The following is a 15,554-nucleotide window of genomic DNA, read 5'->3' as shown; positions in this document are numbered from 1 at the left end:
AGAAAAATCGAGTTTTTTGCAAAACTCCTAAGTTCAGATCCTGAATCGACAAAAACTTTGCCTCATGTCAACGCTAACATATCTTTACGCTGAGGATCGCTATGGGACTCACCCCTCATTTCCATAGTCTTGATTCAAAACCGGGGCAAAATGTCTACCAGGGGAGCGAGAATGACTTCACCATTCACACGAACCTATCTACCAATGGCAGTTATGTCAATGAGGAAAATGCGATCGGCAGTGGTTTCATGGAGATCGTGACGATAAGTAATGCAGAAACAACTCATATTTTTGAGTTATATCCAAAAGATTGCGAGTTGTTCTTTCAACATTCAGGCGGGGAAGTTCTTGAGAAAAACATAACTTACTATTAACAGAGAAATTATGGATAGTTATGCATATTCGTCTTACTTGCAAGGCTCACTTAAAACCTAAAGGAGTGTCAAGGAAATAGTGAGTTTTTACTTATCTAAACTTATTGGATTGAGTAACACAGGTCGGGGGAAATCTAGTGTGTGGATAGGGAAGATAGGGAGAAACGGAATTGTTTTTTTGTTGGGTTTTTATTCCTCCATTCCCCCCATCCCATCTCAGGATAGCGCTCTGAGCAAGGCTTCTCCCATTTCCCGACATCCAACTAATTTTTGTCCTTCAGACATGATGTCGCTCGTACGATAGCTTTGATTGAGAACCGTTTGTACCGCATCTTCGATCGCCTCTGCTGCTTGAGGTTGGTTAAACGCATAGCGTAACATCATCGCCCCACTGAGAACTTGAGCGAGGGGGTTAGCCTTATCTTGTCCAGCAATATCGGGGGCCGATCCATGAACGGGTTCAAATACTCCAGGGCCCGATGCGCCTAAACTAGCTGAGGGTAACATGCCAATACTACCGGTTAGCATGGCGGCGGCATCGGAGAGAATATCACCAAATAAATTACCAGTAACCATAGTATCAAATTGTTGGGGCGCTCTCACCAGTTGCATCGCTGCGTTATCTACATAAAGGTGAGAGAGTTGGACATCGGGATAGTCAGAAGCCATAGCCGTCACGCGATCGCGCCAAAGCTGCGAAACTTCTAGAACATTAGCTTTATCCACAGAACAGAGTTGACTCTTCCGTTTTTGAGCAATTTCAAACGCTACTTTCGCAATGCGATCGATTTCCCCTTCGGTATAGGCCATGGTATTTACGCCCCGTTTTTGTCCCGTTTCGGTCTCAAAAAGGCCTTTGGGTTCGCCAAAATAGACTCCACCGGTTAATTCACGCACCACCATAATATCGACCCCTTCCACAACTTCTCGTTTCAGGGTGGAAGCATCAATCAGTTGGGGTAAAATAGTTGCCGGCCGCAGATTCGCAAACAACCCTAAACCCGATCGCAGACCCAATAGCCCGGTTTCCGGTCTTTGATGACGAGGCAAATTATCCCATTTATACCCCCCAATAGCTGCCAGCAAAACCGCATCACTTTGACGACAAGTGTTGAGCGTTTCTTCTGGAAGGGGACTACCTGTTGCCTCGATCGCCGCACCACCGATGAGCGCTTCTTGAAAGTTAAACTCTAAATCAAACTTGGGGGCGATCGTCTTCAAGACCTCCACCATCACAGCGATAATTTCTGGGCCAATGCCATCCCCTGGAAGTAACGTAATCCGGTAATGCTCAGTCATAAATGGGTTTTTCGTTGCTTAATACTTGTAACCTTTCAGTATAGCGCTCGTTTATTTACAAGAGAGTAAAAACGCGCAATGTAGGGGTAAACGGCTGTTTGCCCCTATCAATGCCTCATTCTAAAACGAATTTACTCTATCTCTACTCCAAAAAAGGAGTTAGCGACTGGTTTCAAGATCAATGGCATCAGCCACCCTGGTTCCAGATAAGCTAACTTCCAGTTGTCGGTATAAGTCTTCTGCACTATGGAAGCCTTCAATACGATTTTGCACTCGACCTTGATTGAACAAAATTACCGTAGGCAAAGTTCGCAGTCGGTAGGCATTGGCGAGTTTAAGGCTTTGATCGGCATTAATAGAAACCACTTTAATGGTTTGTCCCCATTCGGTTTGGAATCGATTTAAAACTGGGTTTAGCAGTCGGCAAATTCCACACCAAGGGGCCCAAAAGTTGACTAATACCGGAGTTTGAGCATCGAGGACTTCGTGACTAAAGGCGCGTTCACTGATTTGTACCACCATAATTATGCCGTTCTTAGTATCTGGATTTCTTATACTTGCTCTTGGGATCATGCTACACCGATTTGGGTTGGATTGAGCAACGCAGTTTAAGGGAATAGAGAATCGTTTCTATTTCATCGCGTCCCTGAGTCCCCGTGTGTCCCGATCCCTCTATCCTCAACTCAAAGGGGAACTTTAAGGGTGGCTTGCATGAGCCAAGGATGAGCCCACCAGAGGAGGGCAATAAAGAGAAGTACGCCGAGGTAGGACGGACGGACAAATTCTTGGAGTTCTAAGGTTTGACGACCTTGGATAATTGCCACAAATGGCATCACAGAAGTACGCTCTTTGGCTTCTAGAAAAGCTTTGCCATAGCGGTTGTACAGACGGCGATCCCCATTCCAGACAGCAAAGAGATGATGGAGAATTAAGCCTAGGGAGGTGATTAGGGTAAAGCTTGTGCCTAACCAGAGGGTATGGGCAATACACCAGATTACTTGACCAACCATTTGGGGATGTCGGGTGATGCGGATAATTCCGGTTTCGTAGAGATGAACTTCCGGTTTGGCGATCGCTGCAATTTCGAGTAAATTAAATGTGGCTGGATATAAAAATAGAAAAGAAATCGCTGACAAAATCCAAACGAGAGATCGGACTCCTTGCACTCCCTGCACTTGCCACAGTTGTATTCCATCATAGCGATGGTTGAAAAAGTAAATAATCAACACCACGGCAAAGGGAATGCTCACTAAGGCAAAGCCTACCCGGTACAGCCTTGCGCCAATTTTCTGTTCTCCCCAAGGTCTAAGGCTGGCGAGTCCGCTATGAGCGATCGCAAATCCGATCAGTAATCCTACCATCACCCAGTGGCTTGATGGCCAATTATCAATCATTACCATACATTTTTCTTACATCGATAAAGTTTTGATCATAAAAAAGTAGTTTTTGCTACCGTTATGATAAACTAGATAGCCAATAACAGAAACCATAGCCTCAGGCTAAAGCGTGATCATTTTTACTAGAAACAGGGTATGCTTGAATCTAGCAACAAATCACTGGTTGTCTTTGTTATTCTTTCACAATTTCTAACCATATGTTTTCAGTGTCTCCAGAATCCGAATCTTCAACATCTCGTCCGTTTCTTACCTGGCAGAGAATTATTGATTGGGCGCAAGATCACTATCGCACCCGCACCTTTAACAAGGATGATAAAATTCCTGTCCGTCCTGGTTTGCTCTATCTGGTACAGCGCGGTTCCGTTCGGCTGGTCAGCGCCCAGATTAGTGCATCCACTAAAACGCCCAGTTTAGTCGCTCGGTTGAGTGCCAACAACGATCCCGATAATCTCAGTCCAGATGAATCCTTTTTAGGGTTCGTGGGAGCAGGTCAACCGTTTGAAATTGTCTCCCAATCTCCCTTTACAATTTCCAGTTATGCCCACGTGGATAAAACCACGGTTTTGTGGATGTATTGGCATGATTTGGATAATTGGCCCCATTTCCGTCGTGAAGTGATGGAAGCTTTCCGTTATCAAAATCAGCGTAAACTGTTGTGGCTGGGAACCATGGGTCAACGCCGCACCATCGATCGGCTGTTGGGCTTTTTGACCTTATTAATTGAAGAGTATGGTGAAGTTTGCGAACAGGGATATTATTTGCCTTGGACGCTCACTCATGCCCAAATTGGTAGCGCCATTGGTTCTACGAGGGTAACCGTTACTCGCTTAATGGGTAAGTTGCGCTCGAAAGGTCTGATTATTACGTTGGATGATAATCTGATTTGTCTTCCGCCTTCTAACCCTGACAGTTAGAAGATTAGGGCGAGACGCTCTAACTCGATCTAGAATTTCCTAACCCCATGTTCTACTCTTTTACAACTTGCCACCTCCGGGTTAGGAAATCGTTTGGATTGAGATTGGCTTTTGAGAATCATTGAATACAATCACAACCCAATAGAGCGATCGCCGCGCCACTTTCTTCTACGGTAAAGTCAAGCAAGGGTTCTAGTTTAGATTCATCTGTATTGGCTTGAGCTTGAGCCACCCATCTTGAAGTCAGATAACCCCGATAGTCACAGGAAAAGCGATTATGCGATATCAAATTATTTACGATGGCAACTGTAATTTATGCTCGTCCTTGGTTCAGGTACTGGCACAATTTGACCAAGGGCAACGATTTACCTATAGTCCGATGCAAGACGAAGAAACCTTAGTCAAGTGGGGTATTACTTCCCAAGATTGCGAATTAGGGATGATTTTAATTGATACAGAATATCCCCAGCGTCGATGGCAAGGGAGCGAAGCTGCCGAGGAAATAAGTCGTTTATTTCCTGGAGGTGAGGCGCTGATCGGGGTTTATCGAGGGATACCAGGGGTTAAGGTAATGGGAGATCGCCTCTACGAACAAATCCGCAACCATCGTTATCAGTGGTTGGGTCAGCGAGAAACCCTGTATTGGTGTAGTGGCGATCAAGGATGTTCAAGTAGCAGTTCAGAATTGGGTCAAGCAAAATGACCCAGACCAGCATATGATCGGATCGGACTTAAACACTAGATCGCAGTAAATCTATGGCTGTCTCCTGTCACTTCATTGTTGAAGGTAACCCGGTAATTGTCTACGCCAGTCGCAACGGCAATCCGAAGAAAGTTTTACCCAAATTGCAACGATTTTTAGATACCTTTGGGCAAGAGCGCGCCACCATGGGGGAAACAGTTCATACTCCTGAATGCCTCGTCGCCCAAATTATTGTTCGCTTTGGTTTTGAATTGTGTGAAGATGATTTTTCTAATTTGCGAGTGGGTTTAAACTACGATCCAGGTGTGGATTATCTTTACAAAGTTGGGACTAATTTTAAGATTGCCGTCCTGGAACCGTTAGATGCTTATCGCAAACAACCCAGTTTAGGGTTAGAAGGCTGTCAAGTTTTGACAGAAGAAACCTGGTGTTAACATTAAAGGTTTTCTTTAAAACTCACCCCTGCCTTCTCCTGGGAGAAAACAGGGGTTGAGCGATTGAGCTAATCCAATTAAGACATCGCTTGAATCAGAAAATCAAAATAAGGAGCGGTTTCCTGAGCTTCATCCACACTCAACAGAGCTAAAGACGCTTCCTTCAAACAGCGCATGGCTTCTGCCATACCTGCCAAGGGTACGCCGAGGGAATTATACATTTCCCGCGCCCCCAAAACACCAATCTGGTCAATGGTCTCGGTACTACCATCAAGAACTCCATAGGTCACTAGACGCAAATACCAGCCATAATCACGGATACACTGGCTCCGTTCCCGTTGACCCGCAGCATTTCCGCCAGGAGCGATGAAATCGGGTCGTCTGCGCCATAGCTCTTGAGTGGCTTTATCTACGATCTTCTTTTCATTTTCCGTGAGAGTAGACGCAATCCGAGTGCGTTTTTCTCCGGTAGTTAAGAAGGCTTGAATATTTTGCAGTTCGCCTGCACTGGGATAGCGCAGTTCTTCGTCTGCATTGAGAATGATTTGAGTAACAACGCTCATGATTATGTTTGAGTCCCTATCCTAAACGGAATATCAATATCCTGTTAGTTTAACTATTGGGTGGGACACAAGGGAAGAGACCCTTAACAAGATGAAAACAGAATCGAACTGGAAACAAGGCCAAGTCGTAGAAATAGAGATTGCTTCCTTAAGCGATACGGGTGATGGAGTGGGACGGGTAGACAACCGGGTGGTGTTTGTACCGAATACGGTTCCAGGCGATCGCCTGAACGTTCGGTTACTCTATGTTAAACCTCAATTTGCCAGAGGAGCGATCGAAGAACTTCTTGAACCTTCACCCCATGGCCTTCGTCCCGCTTGCATCGTTGCGGATAAATGCGGAGGATGTCAATGGCAGCATATTCGCTACGACTTTCAACAACAAGCCAAACAAACCCTAGTCACTGAAGCTTTAACCCGGATTGGCAAATTGGCCGATCCTCCCGTTACTCCCATTATCGGCTCTCCTCAATCCTTTGGCTATCGCAATAAAGTCTCCTATCCTCTCGAACTCTCGGACATCGGCATCTTCAAAGCCGGATATTACCAAAAAGGAACCCATAAACTCATTAACCTTAACCAATGTCCCGTACAGGATGAGCGTTTAAATCCCCTATTGGCAACCCTCAAAGAAAGCTTCGATCTGGCTCACTGGTCAGCCTATGATGAGGAGAACCACCAAGGACTCCTGCGCCACTTATGTCTGCGCATTGGTCAACGTACGGGAGAAATTCTCATTACCCTAGTCGCCACAAAACGCCGGTTACCCGGTTTAGCGACTCATAGCCAGAACTGGTTAACTCACTTTCCTGGGGTGGTTGGGGTTTGCCTTAATGTGAATCCTCATAAAACCAATCGCATTTTTGGAGACCAAACTTTTTCTATTGTCGGACAACCCTATGTGCGCGAGCAATTTGCTGGCTTAACCTTCCATTTGGGGGCAAACACCTTTTTTCAGGTCAATACAGAAGCTGCTGAAGCCTTGCTAGAGACAATCCTCGAGCATTTGAATTTACAAGGTACAGAACAAGTTGTTGATGCCTATTGTGGTATTGGCACATTAACCCTACCTATTGCTCGTCAAGTGCAGCAAGTTTTAGGTATAGAAGTCCAAGGAGAAGCGATTCAACAAGCCAGAGAAAATGCTCAGTTAAACCAGATTGAGAATGTAGCGTTTCAGGTGGGCAAAGTTGAGGAGCTTTTACCCCAATTAGACCATAAACCCGATATTGTCTTACTCGATCCGCCCCGTCAAGGCTGCAAACCTGAAGTCTTGCAAACTTTATTAACCCTCCGTCCGGCTCGTCTGGTTTATGTGAGTTGCAAACCAGCAACTTTAGCGCGAGATCTTCAAATTCTTTGTGAGTCTGGAAGCTATCGTCTAACACGAGTACAACCGGTTGATTTTTTCCCGCAAACGGCTCATGTGGAAGCGGTGGCATTTTTAGTGAATAATGAATAATTAAATCATTGCCTGTAGATACTCTCTTGGAGGTCAAGGGGCGGGTTTACCTAGATCTACAATAGGCACCGATAGCCTCTCCGAATCTGTCCCTATTTTTAATTTTTAATTGAATCTCCGCTTTGGTACTACAATGCAGCCAACCTTTAAACATTTATGGTTGCCTCACCTAGAACCATAAATTAGGATCTACACTCAATCACGTAAACTCAACATTTAAGTAAGGGTCACATCATGGGAGATAATGGGCGAACAACGGTTGGTATAGTTGGTGCTTCCGGTTATGGAGGTGTGCAATTGGTGCGGATGTTGTGCGAACATCCAAACGTGGATTTGGTTTATTTAGGAGGTGATAGTAGTGCGGGTAAATCCTATGGCGATATTTACCCCCATTTGGCTCATCGAGTTAATCTGACGGTGGAACCCGTTGATATTGATACGATCGCCTCGCGCTGTGAGGTGGTATTTTTAGGATTGCCTAATGGGTTAGCGTGCAAAATAGCGCCCCAACTGCTGGAGAGAGGGTGTTTAGTTCTAGATTTATCCGCTGATTATCGGTTGACGGATATGGAGGTCTATAAGACTTGGTATGGGAGTGAAGACCGGGCTGATTATGAGGTATTATCGAAGGCGGTATATGGCTTACCGGAAATCTACCGCGATCGCATCCCCCATACGAATCTGATAGCTTGTCCAGGATGCTATACAACCAGTAGTTTACTGGCGATCGCTCCCCTACTCAAGCAAGGATTAATTGAACCCGATACCCTCATTGTTGATGCTAAGTCGGGAACATCGGGAGGGGGAAGACAAGGTAAAATTAATCTCCTTTTAGCAGAAGCAGATAGTTCTCTGGCAGCCTATGGGGTGACCCGTCACCGCCATACCCCAGAACTCGAACAAGTGTGTAGTGATTTAGCTGGCCATGAGGTTAAGTTGCAATTTACTCCTCACTTGATTCCCATGGTACGAGGAATTTTAGCCACAGTTTACGCTACTCTCCGCGACCCTGGTTTAGTCCGAGAAGATATACGCACGATTTACAGTGTATTCTATCAAAATTCCCCTTGGGTGCGGGTTCTCCCCAATGGAACTTATCCACAAACGAAGTGGGCTTGTGATACTAATCTTTGTTATCTCGGCTTAGAAGTGGATGCGCGCACTAATCGGGTGATTGTTATGTCGGCAATTGATAATCTGATTAAGGGTCAAGCCGGACAAGCTATTCAATGTCTGAATCTGATCAAGGGTTGGCAGGAAACCTTGGGTTTACCCAAGTTAACCTTTTATCCCTAATAGCAATCTCTCCTGGAGAGGTAAGACCAGGCAAGGGGCTGGGGGGCCCCTTGTTGAGCAACGGGTAACGGTTTGAGGGAGAGTGAAGACACTCTCTATTGCAATAGTATCTATTGCTAGAGTGCCTCAAAACATTAACCGTCCCAACTTGATGAGTTCGCTGCTATACTAATCAATTTCAATCGATTGGGGGCCAGAAGTGCTATTGGTCTCGGTTTCTGGAGTGCTGATTTGTTGATCGAGCCAGGTTTTAATGGGATCTTCAGATAAGTTGAGTTGCAAAAGACCCGAACAGAATCCGCCAAAAAACGCTACGGGTTGTTGGGTGAGTTCCTGAAAAATCGGCGTGAGTTGATCGAACATGGTTCAAGAAGAATAGGCTGTATGGTGCTATTGGGATTTTAGCGTGTTGTTTACCAAAATTTACAAATTTCCACCCCAGCCTATGACTTAGGGGTAGCGCTATCCGTTATCTTTCTGATATACTTTCTAAGGAATTGACCAAATCTATGATGTAATTACGGTCTAAAATAAATTCCTGCGATCGCCCCCCTTCCTGTCTGTGACTTGTTCTTTGCCATAGGGAGGAAGAGTGGTTCGGTTTTGCTTGGGTATGATTCGATGTTCTGCGAGTCATGATTGATCCTGAAGTCTTATGTTATAGGGGAATTTTGAACGAATGAGACTTCTTCGTTGAAAACCTTCCTATCTATTTAGTCTGACTGATTGGGGCTGTCAATGACCAAACTTGTAAAATAGGTTTACGAGATTGCAGGACTAATATAGCGCTTCGCGCTAGGGAATAGGGAATAGGGAATAGGGTTGTGGTACATGGCTTTGAGCCTTTAAGGCTGTACACCATAACAGCGCGAAGCGCTGTATCAGGGAAAACTGACAATTTTTCAAGATCTCAACTCATCGGGATCAATTCCTAACTGCTGTAAGCGCTCGCGTAAGTGTTCAATTACCTCTTCAGCGTCATTCGCTCGTTTTTGTTGGAGATCGCGTTCGGCTTCAGCATCATTCGCTCGTTTTTGTTGGAGATCGCGTTCTAATTCAGCAGCATCAGCTCTTTGGCGTTCAAGTTCCTTATCGAGCCGCTCCCGCTCTGCTTCCAACCGTTGGCGCTCTTTTTCCAAATGTTGGCGATCGCGCTCTTGCACCACATCCAGATAGGTTCCTAAGCGCTCTCCATTAGCTGTTAATAACCGCAACTCTCCCGAAACGGTGGTAAAACTCACGCCTAACCTTGGACTTTTCCAGCCCTCCATTGGCGTAATTTTCTCCAATACTTCCCCTCTTCTTAACCACCCTTCTAGTCTATTTCCTTTGGGGTTGTAAGCATAATACTCTTCTACTCCATGGGTTTGATAAAACTCAAATTTTTTAGCCATTAATTCCTTGCTATTACTCGGAGATACGATCTCAAATACCACTTGAGGGGCAATATTGTTCTCTTCCCACTGCATATAAGATGGACGGTCTTTTTTTTCGACTCCAAATACTACCATCACATCTGGAGCTTGTCTGGAAGGTTCTTCCTGATTCTCTATTTCCTCTGAGGAGAGTTGCACGGGATACCAAAATAAATCTCCAGCTACAAACACATCGGGGATGTCTTTAAATAGAGCATCCAAACCCCCTTGGAGCATCATAATTAAACGAAATTGTATTGTATTTTCACCCACTGGCTGACCGTCACTTTCTGGATAGAGGGAATCTTCTTCCATGAATGGGGTTGCTCTTTTGTGTACCATTTCATGAGAGCCTCAAGCTTTTCTCTCCGTTTATTATACTAACTTTAGCGAAGTTCGATAGAAGGATTGAATCATGATAGAAAGTTTATTTATTTCCCATGGCGCTCCCGATGTGTTGTTACATCAGCTACCTGTTGTCGAGTTTTGGAGATCGCTCTCTTCCCAAATTCTCACCCCTAAAGCCATTTTAGTGGTTTCTGCCCACTGGACGACTTCTGAACCAGTCGTTAGTGCTGTACCCCATCCGGAAACGATATACGATTTTCGTGGATTTCCGCCCTCTTTATCCGAAATAGTTTATCCTGCTCCAGGCGCACCTGAATTAGCCCATCAGATTGTACAGAATTTGCATCAAGACGGTATCGCTTGTCAGGTTAGCGAGCATCGAGGATTAGATCATGGGGCTTGGGTTCCCTTATCCTGTATCGTTCCAGAGGCTCAGATTCCGGTTACCCAACTCTCGATTCAACCCCACCGAGATCCAGCGTATCATCTGGCGATTGGGCGATCGCTCTCTTCTTTAAGATCTCAAGGCATTCTCATCATCGCGAGTGGCTCAATGACTCATAATTTAAGCTATTTTGGCCAATATCCTCTCGATGCTGAACCTCCCTTATGGGTACAAGACTTCGATCGGTGGATGGAAAAGACGCTTCAAGAAGGAGACTTAGAGCGCTTAATTCATTATCGTCAACTAGCTCCCTATGCCGTTGAAAATCATCCCACTGACGAACATCTACTGCCTCTATTTGTCACCCTAGGAGCAGCGGGCGAACCGGTGAGAGCTAAATCCTTACACTCTAGTTTTACCTATGGTGTTTTGAGTATGGCTGCCTTTGGTTTTTAAATAGAGAAAAAGATGACAATGAGGCGGGTTTTAATAGGATGAGAATCTGTTCTTTTGAAGAAACTTGGCACTGAGGAACATTTTCTATCCTGAGGTGTCTTTACAAGGAGTGGACATCAGGTAAGGAGTTTGGCAAATTGAGACCTATGCCTCCCATTTTTACCAAAGCAAATCTCAAAAAATCGGTTACTATTCTATTACTCTTATTGGGCGTTTATGTGACTGGATTAGGGGCTTGGATTAAACTTCAAACCACGTTGGCGCTGGGCGAATCTCCCCAACCAGAAGCGATTTTAATGTTGGGAGGAAATCACGATCGCGAACCCTTTACCGCTCAATTTGCTGCCGAGCAAGAGTATCCCTTGGAAATTTGGGTGTCTTCTGGTGTTGGGCGAAAACAAGCAAGCCAAGCGTTCCAGGCTGCTGGGATTCCGGAAGAACGGGTTCATTTGGATTATCAAGCGGTGGATACCGTAACTAATTTTTCGACATTGGTGGATGATTTGAAGTCAGATAATATTCGCCATGTGTATCTGATTACGTCGGATTTTCATATGCCCCGATCGAAGGCGATCGCGACAATTATTTTAGGGAGCCAAGGGATTACCTTTACGCCCATAGAAGTGCCGTCTTCAGATGATGGAGAATCCCCGCTTAGTATTGCCAGAGATGTGAGCCGCTCGATCTTATGGACTTTAACGGGGCGCACTGCGGCTACGCTTAATCCACAGTTCCATAAACTGCGTGCCCAGAATCTGAAACAGACTGAAGCTCTATAATACTTAATGATTAATAATTGTTGACTAGGGCTTGGGCGCGATCGGAACGGCGTAACACTTCCAAATCTTCTGCGTCTAATTCTACGGGAATTCCACTGCGAATAAGTTCAGCAAAATTTTCATTGGGAATCATGATGCAAAGGGCATACATGCGTCCTTTTCCGGTGTTTTCAATCACATGATATCAAGTCCGTTGGATCAGTTATCGTATGTCATTGCGAACGGAACGCAGTGGAGTGAAGCAATCTCTTTTAGCTCGGTAGTTTTGGCGATTGCTTCCCTCCGGTCGCAATGACAAGTGTTTAACCGGACTTGATATGAGTTCCGGTGGGCGGCACCATTAAACTATCGCCGGCTTGAATGCTGACTACTTTACCGTCACAATAGGCTAATCCTTCTCCTTTTAAGATAAAGAACATTTCTACAGCTAATTGATGGCGGTTGGGGGGCGTTTTGCCTCCTGGATCGAAAATTTCAATACAAGAGGTTAAGGAAAAATCGGACATGGTGGGATCGAAGACGATCGCCAGTCGATTGCTGTCTTTCGGGCTAATGCGATAGGCTTGATACTCTGTGGGGGATTTGAAGACTGGAATCATGCAATGATACTTATTCATAATCTTAGAGAAAATCAGGATAGAGATTAAAGATGACCAATAAACCGGAATTACCCGTAACCTATCGCGATCTATTCGATTGATTTAAATGATGCTGTCGATCTCACATCCGGATGAAAACTGATACTCTCTTTTACAAAATCTTCAGGGTTAGGGGTGGTTAAACTGATTATCGAAAAGGACAGTACTGCTCCAGAAACAGCCAAAACTCTAATAGAACGAGCGAAATCTGAGTTAACTCAACAACAGGTACAACAAAACCTGATTGATTTAATCGAGACTATAATAGTCTATAAGTTACCGACCAAAACTAGGGAGGAAATTGAAGCGATGTTAGGACTGAGCGATATTCGACAAACCAAGGTTTACCAAGAAGCTTTCCAGGAAGGAGAACAGCGAGGAGAACAGCGAGGAGAACAACGAGGACGGCAAGAAGCACAATTAGAGAATATTCCTCGAATGGCGAGTTATGGATTATCCTCGGAAGTTATTGCCCAATTATTGCAGCTTCCAGTGGAAACGGTGACTGGAGTACTAGAGAATTTGGATCTCGAGATCTCTGAATAATATCAAGTATATCAAGTCCGGTGAATCAGATATACTCTGTCATTGCGTTAGCGAAGCTTGCGCGAGTTGAAAAACCCGCCCCTACGACTGGTGTTCCTGCCCACGCTAGGATGGCTAGAAACCCGGTTTCTTCAAGAAACCGGGTTTCTGGTTCCCCGTTCATTGTTAATTACTCTTCCGGTGGCACCAGAGGGAGGGGGCGATGAGTTCCCCGGAGAGGGAGCTGTTATGGACGGCTTGCATGACACCGGGCCATTTTTGTTCGTAGTCGTCGAGGAGCATGTATCTGCCGGGTTTGAGTTTGGGGTAGTAGTGGGTGATGTCGGCTTTTACGTCGTCGTATTTGTGCCCGGCATCGATGAAGATGAGGTCTACGGATTCGTCGGCAAAGAGGGAGGCGGCGGCGGTGGTGTTCATGACATGGAGTTGAATTTTGTGGTTGAGTCTGGAGATAGCAAAATAGGGTGCGTTATTAACGCACCCTACCTAGCTACTCAGCTAACTGAACTAAGTTGATTAGATGAAGTTAGTGGATGTCAGTGTAGGTGAACCATTCAATACAGCTAGGACAACATCTGTACCCAAGTTGAAACCAATATTAGCATTAGTTCTATCTGACTCAATGTAAACAACAGTACCAGTCAGACCATTAATACCACCTGCGGGCGTTGCAGCAGTACCAATCTGACCAAATGTGGCAGTAGCACCACCAAAAGAACCACCAAAGCTGACGCTTATTGTGGTTGGAGTACCACCAGGAGGATTAGGAGCAGGAGTAACAAGGGCATTAATTGACGTTTCTATAACCTCAATACGGTCACTATTGGGATCGAAATCAGTTATCCAATCGCTTGTGGGTGTTGTACTTACCAGATTGCTTGAGCCACTTGCTCCTGGTGTCCCCTGATTATCAAAAGAAACTAAGCTAGTAATATTATATCGGAAGGTATCTTCACCAGGAGTAGCATTTGGTGTGTTATCACCAGCTAACCCGCCTGTAAGGGTATCAGCCCCTGCTCCACCTTCCAGAGTATCGTTGTCTCGACCACCAATAAGGCTATCTGCACCATTTTCACCCTGCAAGGTGTCAGCTTGGTCATCGCCAGAGATTGTATCATCACCGTTCCCACCTAATAGGCTGTCCTGTCCGATACCACCAGAGATAGTGTCACTTCCTCCATTACCATTGATGGTGTCATTTCCTACGCCACCAAGCAAAGAATCCAAAAGGAATGGGGCAGCCGGGGTTCCAGTTTCGTCACCGCCCTGGATGGAATCATCACCTGCCCCACCGACAATAGTGTCATAGCCATTGTTTCCACCCCGGAGGATATCATTACCTTCATCTCCGGTGATAGAGTCATTACCTACACCACCAATAACGCTATCTGCGCCATCTCCACCGGAGTAAGTCTTGTTACCAGTTGATGTTTCTCGACCAATGGTGTCATCACCGGCATCGCCAGAGATGGTATCTGCACCATTGACAACATCTGCGTCAGTGGGTATTGTGTTGTTTCCATCGCTATCAACTACTAATGCTACATCGGTATCGATATAGTCATTGCCTTGACCACCATGGATAGAGTCATTACCACCACCACCAACAATGGTGTCACTATCTGCACCACCTAGAATAGTATCTGCTCCAAAACCACCATCATCGTCACCCCAAATAATGTCAGTACCGCGATCTCCAGAGAGAAAATCACTGCCACCTCGACCTCGAATGACATCACTTCCTTGACCTCCAAACATGCTTTCATTGGAAGCCCCTGAACCATACAGAGAATCATTGCCTTGACCTCCAAAAGCTTGGGGAAGGTTTCCACCTTGGAGGACGATAGTATCGTTACCGACATCTCCAGACAGGATATTCAGAGCTAGAGGTCTTTGACTGCCAACGATGCTATCGTTACCTTGCCCCCCAAATACAATCAGTGTAGGGGATAGGTCAGCCGAGATTGTATCGTCCCCTTGGTAAGCATATACAATATCTTGAGACCCTAGGTTAGCCTCATCAACTCTCAGATCAATACCTTCTTCAGCTTGATTAGTTCCGAACCAGAACCGAGTTGCAAACTGATTGGGAAAGTCTTGTCTTGTAAATCCGCTCATCGTTCACTCCACAACGTTGTTAGATGTACTTTAATTCTTGTGCAGAGACACAATTTAAGTTTACTGTCCTTGAGCATCATAACTGAAAATTGCTGATTGAGCATCTTTTCAAGGTTTAGCTCAGAGGTATAGGTCACAGCATCGCCAACTGGCTCCGGGTTAGGACGATTGGTAATGTTACCAAAAGGCTCTAACAACACGTGACAGAGACAATGATACCACCAGATTTTAAAAATGTGTCTACCTGCACGGGAAAATTTTGAAAATCCAATCGGTAGGTTGGGTTTTTATCGATTGTTCTTACCTACAGAAGGAGGTTTGGAGATTTCGGATGCCCTCTCCCTAAATCCCTCTCCCACGGGAGAGGGACTTTTCTGTGCCGGTTGGGGGAGGGCGGGTTTAGGACAGTTATGGGTGGGAATGGGGG

At 45.4% G+C, this 15,554-nt stretch carries 21 protein-coding genes and 1 pseudogene; 10 read left to right on the top strand and 12 right to left on the bottom strand.

Going from position 1 to position 15,554, the window contains the following annotated elements:
- Positions 1-101 precede the first annotated feature (101 nt).
- The gene (locus AC3A14_RS07835) at positions 102-374 is read left to right on the top strand and encodes a hypothetical protein (RefSeq protein WP_318719350.1); all 273 of its coding nucleotides are present in this window, start codon (positions 102-104) and stop codon (positions 372-374) included.
- A gap of 216 nt (positions 375-590) precedes the next feature.
- Here AC3A14_RS07835 and leuB read toward each other — a convergent pair whose 3' ends face one another.
- The 3 genes from leuB to AC3A14_RS07820 form a co-directional block, all read right to left on the bottom strand.
- Positions 591-1,673, bottom strand: a complete 1,083-nt coding sequence (leuB, locus tag AC3A14_RS07830) for a 3-isopropylmalate dehydrogenase (RefSeq protein ID WP_318731901.1) — start codon at positions 1,671-1,673, stop codon at positions 591-593.
- A 159-nt stretch (positions 1,674-1,832) separates the two neighbouring features.
- Positions 1,833-2,195 (bottom strand): thioredoxin family protein, encoded by a 363-nt coding sequence (locus AC3A14_RS07825; RefSeq protein WP_271937934.1) that lies wholly within the window; start codon positions 2,193-2,195, stop codon positions 1,833-1,835.
- A gap of 161 nt (positions 2,196-2,356) precedes the next feature.
- Positions 2,357-3,073 carry an NnrU family protein gene (locus tag AC3A14_RS07820; RefSeq protein WP_318731900.1) on the bottom strand — a complete coding sequence of 239 codons (717 nt, stop codon included), beginning with the start codon at positions 3,071-3,073 and terminating at the stop codon, positions 2,357-2,359.
- Positions 3,074-3,267: 194 nt separating this feature from the next.
- Between AC3A14_RS07820 and AC3A14_RS07815 the strand changes: the two genes are divergently transcribed.
- The gene (locus tag AC3A14_RS07815; protein ID WP_283766109.1) at positions 3,268-3,984 is read left to right on the top strand and encodes a Crp/Fnr family transcriptional regulator; all 717 of its coding nucleotides are present in this window, start codon (positions 3,268-3,270) and stop codon (positions 3,982-3,984) included.
- Between the two features lie 118 nt (positions 3,985-4,102).
- Here the strand turns inward: AC3A14_RS07815 and AC3A14_RS07810 are convergent, their stop codons facing one another.
- A complete protein-coding gene (locus AC3A14_RS07810) occupies positions 4,103-4,273 on the bottom strand; it encodes a hypothetical protein (protein WP_318735158.1) in 171 nt (56 codons plus the stop codon).
- Between AC3A14_RS07810 and AC3A14_RS07805 the strand changes: the two genes are divergently transcribed.
- Together AC3A14_RS07805 and AC3A14_RS07800 are read left to right on the top strand one after the other, a co-directional pair.
- The gene (locus tag AC3A14_RS07805) at positions 4,262-4,687 is read left to right on the top strand and encodes a thiol-disulfide oxidoreductase DCC family protein (RefSeq protein WP_318731899.1); all 426 of its coding nucleotides are present in this window, start codon (positions 4,262-4,264) and stop codon (positions 4,685-4,687) included. The two genes, AC3A14_RS07810 and AC3A14_RS07805, sit on opposite strands and share 12 nt — an antisense overlap.
- A 53-nt stretch (positions 4,688-4,740) precedes the next feature.
- Entirely contained in the window at positions 4,741-5,121 is a 381-nt protein-coding gene (locus AC3A14_RS07800) for a hypothetical protein (RefSeq protein WP_318731898.1), read from the top strand.
- A 77-nt stretch (positions 5,122-5,198) separates the two neighbouring features.
- On the opposite strand, the gene apcD is transcribed toward AC3A14_RS07800, so the two are convergent.
- On the bottom strand, positions 5,199-5,684 hold the full coding sequence (gene apcD / locus AC3A14_RS07795; RefSeq protein WP_318699075.1) for an allophycocyanin subunit alpha-B: 486 nt from the start codon (positions 5,682-5,684) through the stop codon (positions 5,199-5,201).
- Between the two features lie 91 nt (positions 5,685-5,775).
- Here apcD and rlmD point away from each other — a divergent pair, with 91 nt between their 5' ends.
- Together rlmD and argC are read left to right on the top strand one after the other, a co-directional pair.
- On the top strand, positions 5,776-7,146 hold the full coding sequence (gene rlmD / locus AC3A14_RS07790) for a 23S rRNA (uracil(1939)-C(5))-methyltransferase RlmD (RefSeq protein ID WP_318731897.1): 1,371 nt from the start codon (positions 5,776-5,778) through the stop codon (positions 7,144-7,146).
- Positions 7,147-7,380: 234 nt separating this feature from the next.
- Entirely contained in the window at positions 7,381-8,442 is a 1,062-nt protein-coding gene (argC, locus tag AC3A14_RS07785) for an N-acetyl-gamma-glutamyl-phosphate reductase (RefSeq protein ID WP_318699077.1), read from the top strand.
- 168 nt (positions 8,443-8,610) lie between these two features.
- Here the strand turns inward: argC and AC3A14_RS07780 are convergent, their stop codons facing one another.
- The 3 genes from AC3A14_RS07780 to AC3A14_RS07770 all read right to left on the bottom strand — a co-directional run bounded on the left by AC3A14_RS07780 (position 8,611) and on the right by AC3A14_RS07770 (position 10,172).
- A complete protein-coding gene (locus tag AC3A14_RS07780) occupies positions 8,611-8,805 on the bottom strand; it encodes a ssl0294 family protein (RefSeq protein WP_318699078.1) in 195 nt (64 codons plus the stop codon).
- 106 nt (positions 8,806-8,911) lie between these two features.
- A complete protein-coding gene (locus AC3A14_RS07775; protein ID WP_318719354.1) occupies positions 8,912-9,079 on the bottom strand; it encodes a hypothetical protein in 168 nt (55 codons plus the stop codon).
- Positions 9,080-9,344: 265 nt separating this feature from the next.
- Positions 9,345-10,172, bottom strand: coding sequence for a Uma2 family endonuclease (locus tag AC3A14_RS07770; protein ID WP_487778953.1), 828 nt, complete (start codon positions 10,170-10,172; stop codon positions 9,345-9,347).
- 100 nt (positions 10,173-10,272) lie between these two features.
- Here AC3A14_RS07770 and AC3A14_RS07765 point away from each other — a divergent pair, with 100 nt between their 5' ends.
- Both AC3A14_RS07765 and AC3A14_RS07760 read left to right on the top strand, forming a co-directional pair.
- Positions 10,273-11,046, top strand: coding sequence for a dioxygenase family protein (locus AC3A14_RS07765; RefSeq protein WP_318731895.1), 774 nt, complete (start codon positions 10,273-10,275; stop codon positions 11,044-11,046).
- Between the two features lie 146 nt (positions 11,047-11,192).
- Positions 11,193-11,825 carry a YdcF family protein gene (locus AC3A14_RS07760; RefSeq protein WP_318699081.1) on the top strand — a complete coding sequence of 211 codons (633 nt, stop codon included), beginning with the start codon at positions 11,193-11,195 and terminating at the stop codon, positions 11,823-11,825.
- A gap of 10 nt (positions 11,826-11,835) precedes the next feature.
- On the opposite strand, the gene AC3A14_RS07755 is transcribed toward AC3A14_RS07760, so the two are convergent.
- Together AC3A14_RS07755 and AC3A14_RS07750 are read right to left on the bottom strand one after the other, a co-directional pair.
- On the bottom strand, positions 11,836-12,003 hold the full coding sequence (locus AC3A14_RS07755; protein WP_318731894.1) for a cupin domain-containing protein: 168 nt from the start codon (positions 12,001-12,003) through the stop codon (positions 11,836-11,838).
- A 142-nt stretch (positions 12,004-12,145) separates the two neighbouring features.
- Positions 12,146-12,442 (bottom strand): annotated as a pseudogene (locus AC3A14_RS07750) (cupin domain-containing protein); the annotation flags it as partial.
- 120 nt (positions 12,443-12,562) lie between these two features.
- On the opposite strand from AC3A14_RS07750, the gene AC3A14_RS07745 reads away from it, so the two are divergent.
- Positions 12,563-13,009, top strand: a complete 447-nt coding sequence (locus tag AC3A14_RS07745; protein WP_318731925.1) for an Rpn family recombination-promoting nuclease/putative transposase — start codon at positions 12,563-12,565, stop codon at positions 13,007-13,009.
- Between the two features lie 165 nt (positions 13,010-13,174).
- Here AC3A14_RS07745 and AC3A14_RS07740 read toward each other — a convergent pair whose 3' ends face one another.
- Together AC3A14_RS07740 and AC3A14_RS07735 are read right to left on the bottom strand one after the other, a co-directional pair.
- A complete protein-coding gene (locus tag AC3A14_RS07740) occupies positions 13,175-13,462 on the bottom strand; it encodes a class I SAM-dependent methyltransferase (RefSeq protein WP_318731924.1) in 288 nt (95 codons plus the stop codon).
- A gap of 63 nt (positions 13,463-13,525) precedes the next feature.
- The gene (locus tag AC3A14_RS07735; protein ID WP_318731892.1) at positions 13,526-15,127 is read right to left on the bottom strand and encodes a calcium-binding protein; all 1,602 of its coding nucleotides are present in this window, start codon (positions 15,125-15,127) and stop codon (positions 13,526-13,528) included.
- Between the two features lie 234 nt (positions 15,128-15,361).
- Between AC3A14_RS07735 and AC3A14_RS07730 the strand changes: the two genes are divergently transcribed.
- Positions 15,362-15,554, top strand: a 193-nt coding sequence (locus AC3A14_RS07730) for a hypothetical protein (protein ID WP_318731891.1), incomplete at its 3' end; no start/stop codon positions are given.

The sequence above is a fragment of the Roseofilum sp. genome (genome assembly GCF_982964205.1).
This window is presented reverse-complemented; position numbering and strand designations above follow the sequence as displayed.

Excerpts from the sequence above, each read along its gene's own strand:
- AC3A14_RS07800 (WP_318731898.1), top strand. The coding sequence starts at position 4,741 with ATGGCTGTCTCCTGTCACTTCATTGTTGAAGGTAACCCGGTAATTGTC.
- AC3A14_RS07780 (WP_318699078.1), bottom strand. The coding sequence starts at position 8,805 with ATGTTCGATCAACTCACGCCGATTTTTCAGGAACTCACCCAACAACCC.
- AC3A14_RS07775 (WP_318719354.1), bottom strand. The coding sequence starts at position 9,079 with ATGACTCGCAGAACATCGAATCATACCCAAGCAAAACCGAACCACTCT.
- AC3A14_RS07770 (WP_487778953.1), bottom strand. The coding sequence starts at position 10,172 with ATGGAAGAAGATTCCCTCTATCCAGAAAGTGACGGTCAGCCAGTGGGT.
- rlmD (WP_318731897.1), top strand. The coding sequence starts at position 5,776 with ATGAAAACAGAATCGAACTGGAAACAAGGCCAAGTCGTAGAAATAGAG.
- argC (WP_318699077.1), top strand. The coding sequence starts at position 7,381 with ATGGGAGATAATGGGCGAACAACGGTTGGTATAGTTGGTGCTTCCGGT.
- AC3A14_RS07815 (WP_283766109.1), top strand. The coding sequence starts at position 3,268 with ATGTTTTCAGTGTCTCCAGAATCCGAATCTTCAACATCTCGTCCGTTT.
- AC3A14_RS07820 (WP_318731900.1), bottom strand. The coding sequence starts at position 3,073 with ATGGTAATGATTGATAATTGGCCATCAAGCCACTGGGTGATGGTAGGA.
- AC3A14_RS07825 (WP_271937934.1), bottom strand. The coding sequence starts at position 2,195 with ATGGTGGTACAAATCAGTGAACGCGCCTTTAGTCACGAAGTCCTCGAT.
- AC3A14_RS07735 (WP_318731892.1), bottom strand. The coding sequence starts at position 15,127 with ATGAGCGGATTTACAAGACAAGACTTTCCCAATCAGTTTGCAACTCGG.
- AC3A14_RS07760 (WP_318699081.1), top strand. The coding sequence starts at position 11,193 with ATGCCTCCCATTTTTACCAAAGCAAATCTCAAAAAATCGGTTACTATT.
- AC3A14_RS07835 (WP_318719350.1), top strand. The coding sequence starts at position 102 with ATGGGACTCACCCCTCATTTCCATAGTCTTGATTCAAAACCGGGGCAA.
- apcD (WP_318699075.1), bottom strand. The coding sequence starts at position 5,684 with ATGAGCGTTGTTACTCAAATCATTCTCAATGCAGACGAAGAACTGCGC.
- AC3A14_RS07765 (WP_318731895.1), top strand. The coding sequence starts at position 10,273 with ATGATAGAAAGTTTATTTATTTCCCATGGCGCTCCCGATGTGTTGTTA.
- leuB (WP_318731901.1), bottom strand. The coding sequence starts at position 1,673 with ATGACTGAGCATTACCGGATTACGTTACTTCCAGGGGATGGCATTGGC.
- AC3A14_RS07805 (WP_318731899.1), top strand. The coding sequence starts at position 4,262 with ATGCGATATCAAATTATTTACGATGGCAACTGTAATTTATGCTCGTCC.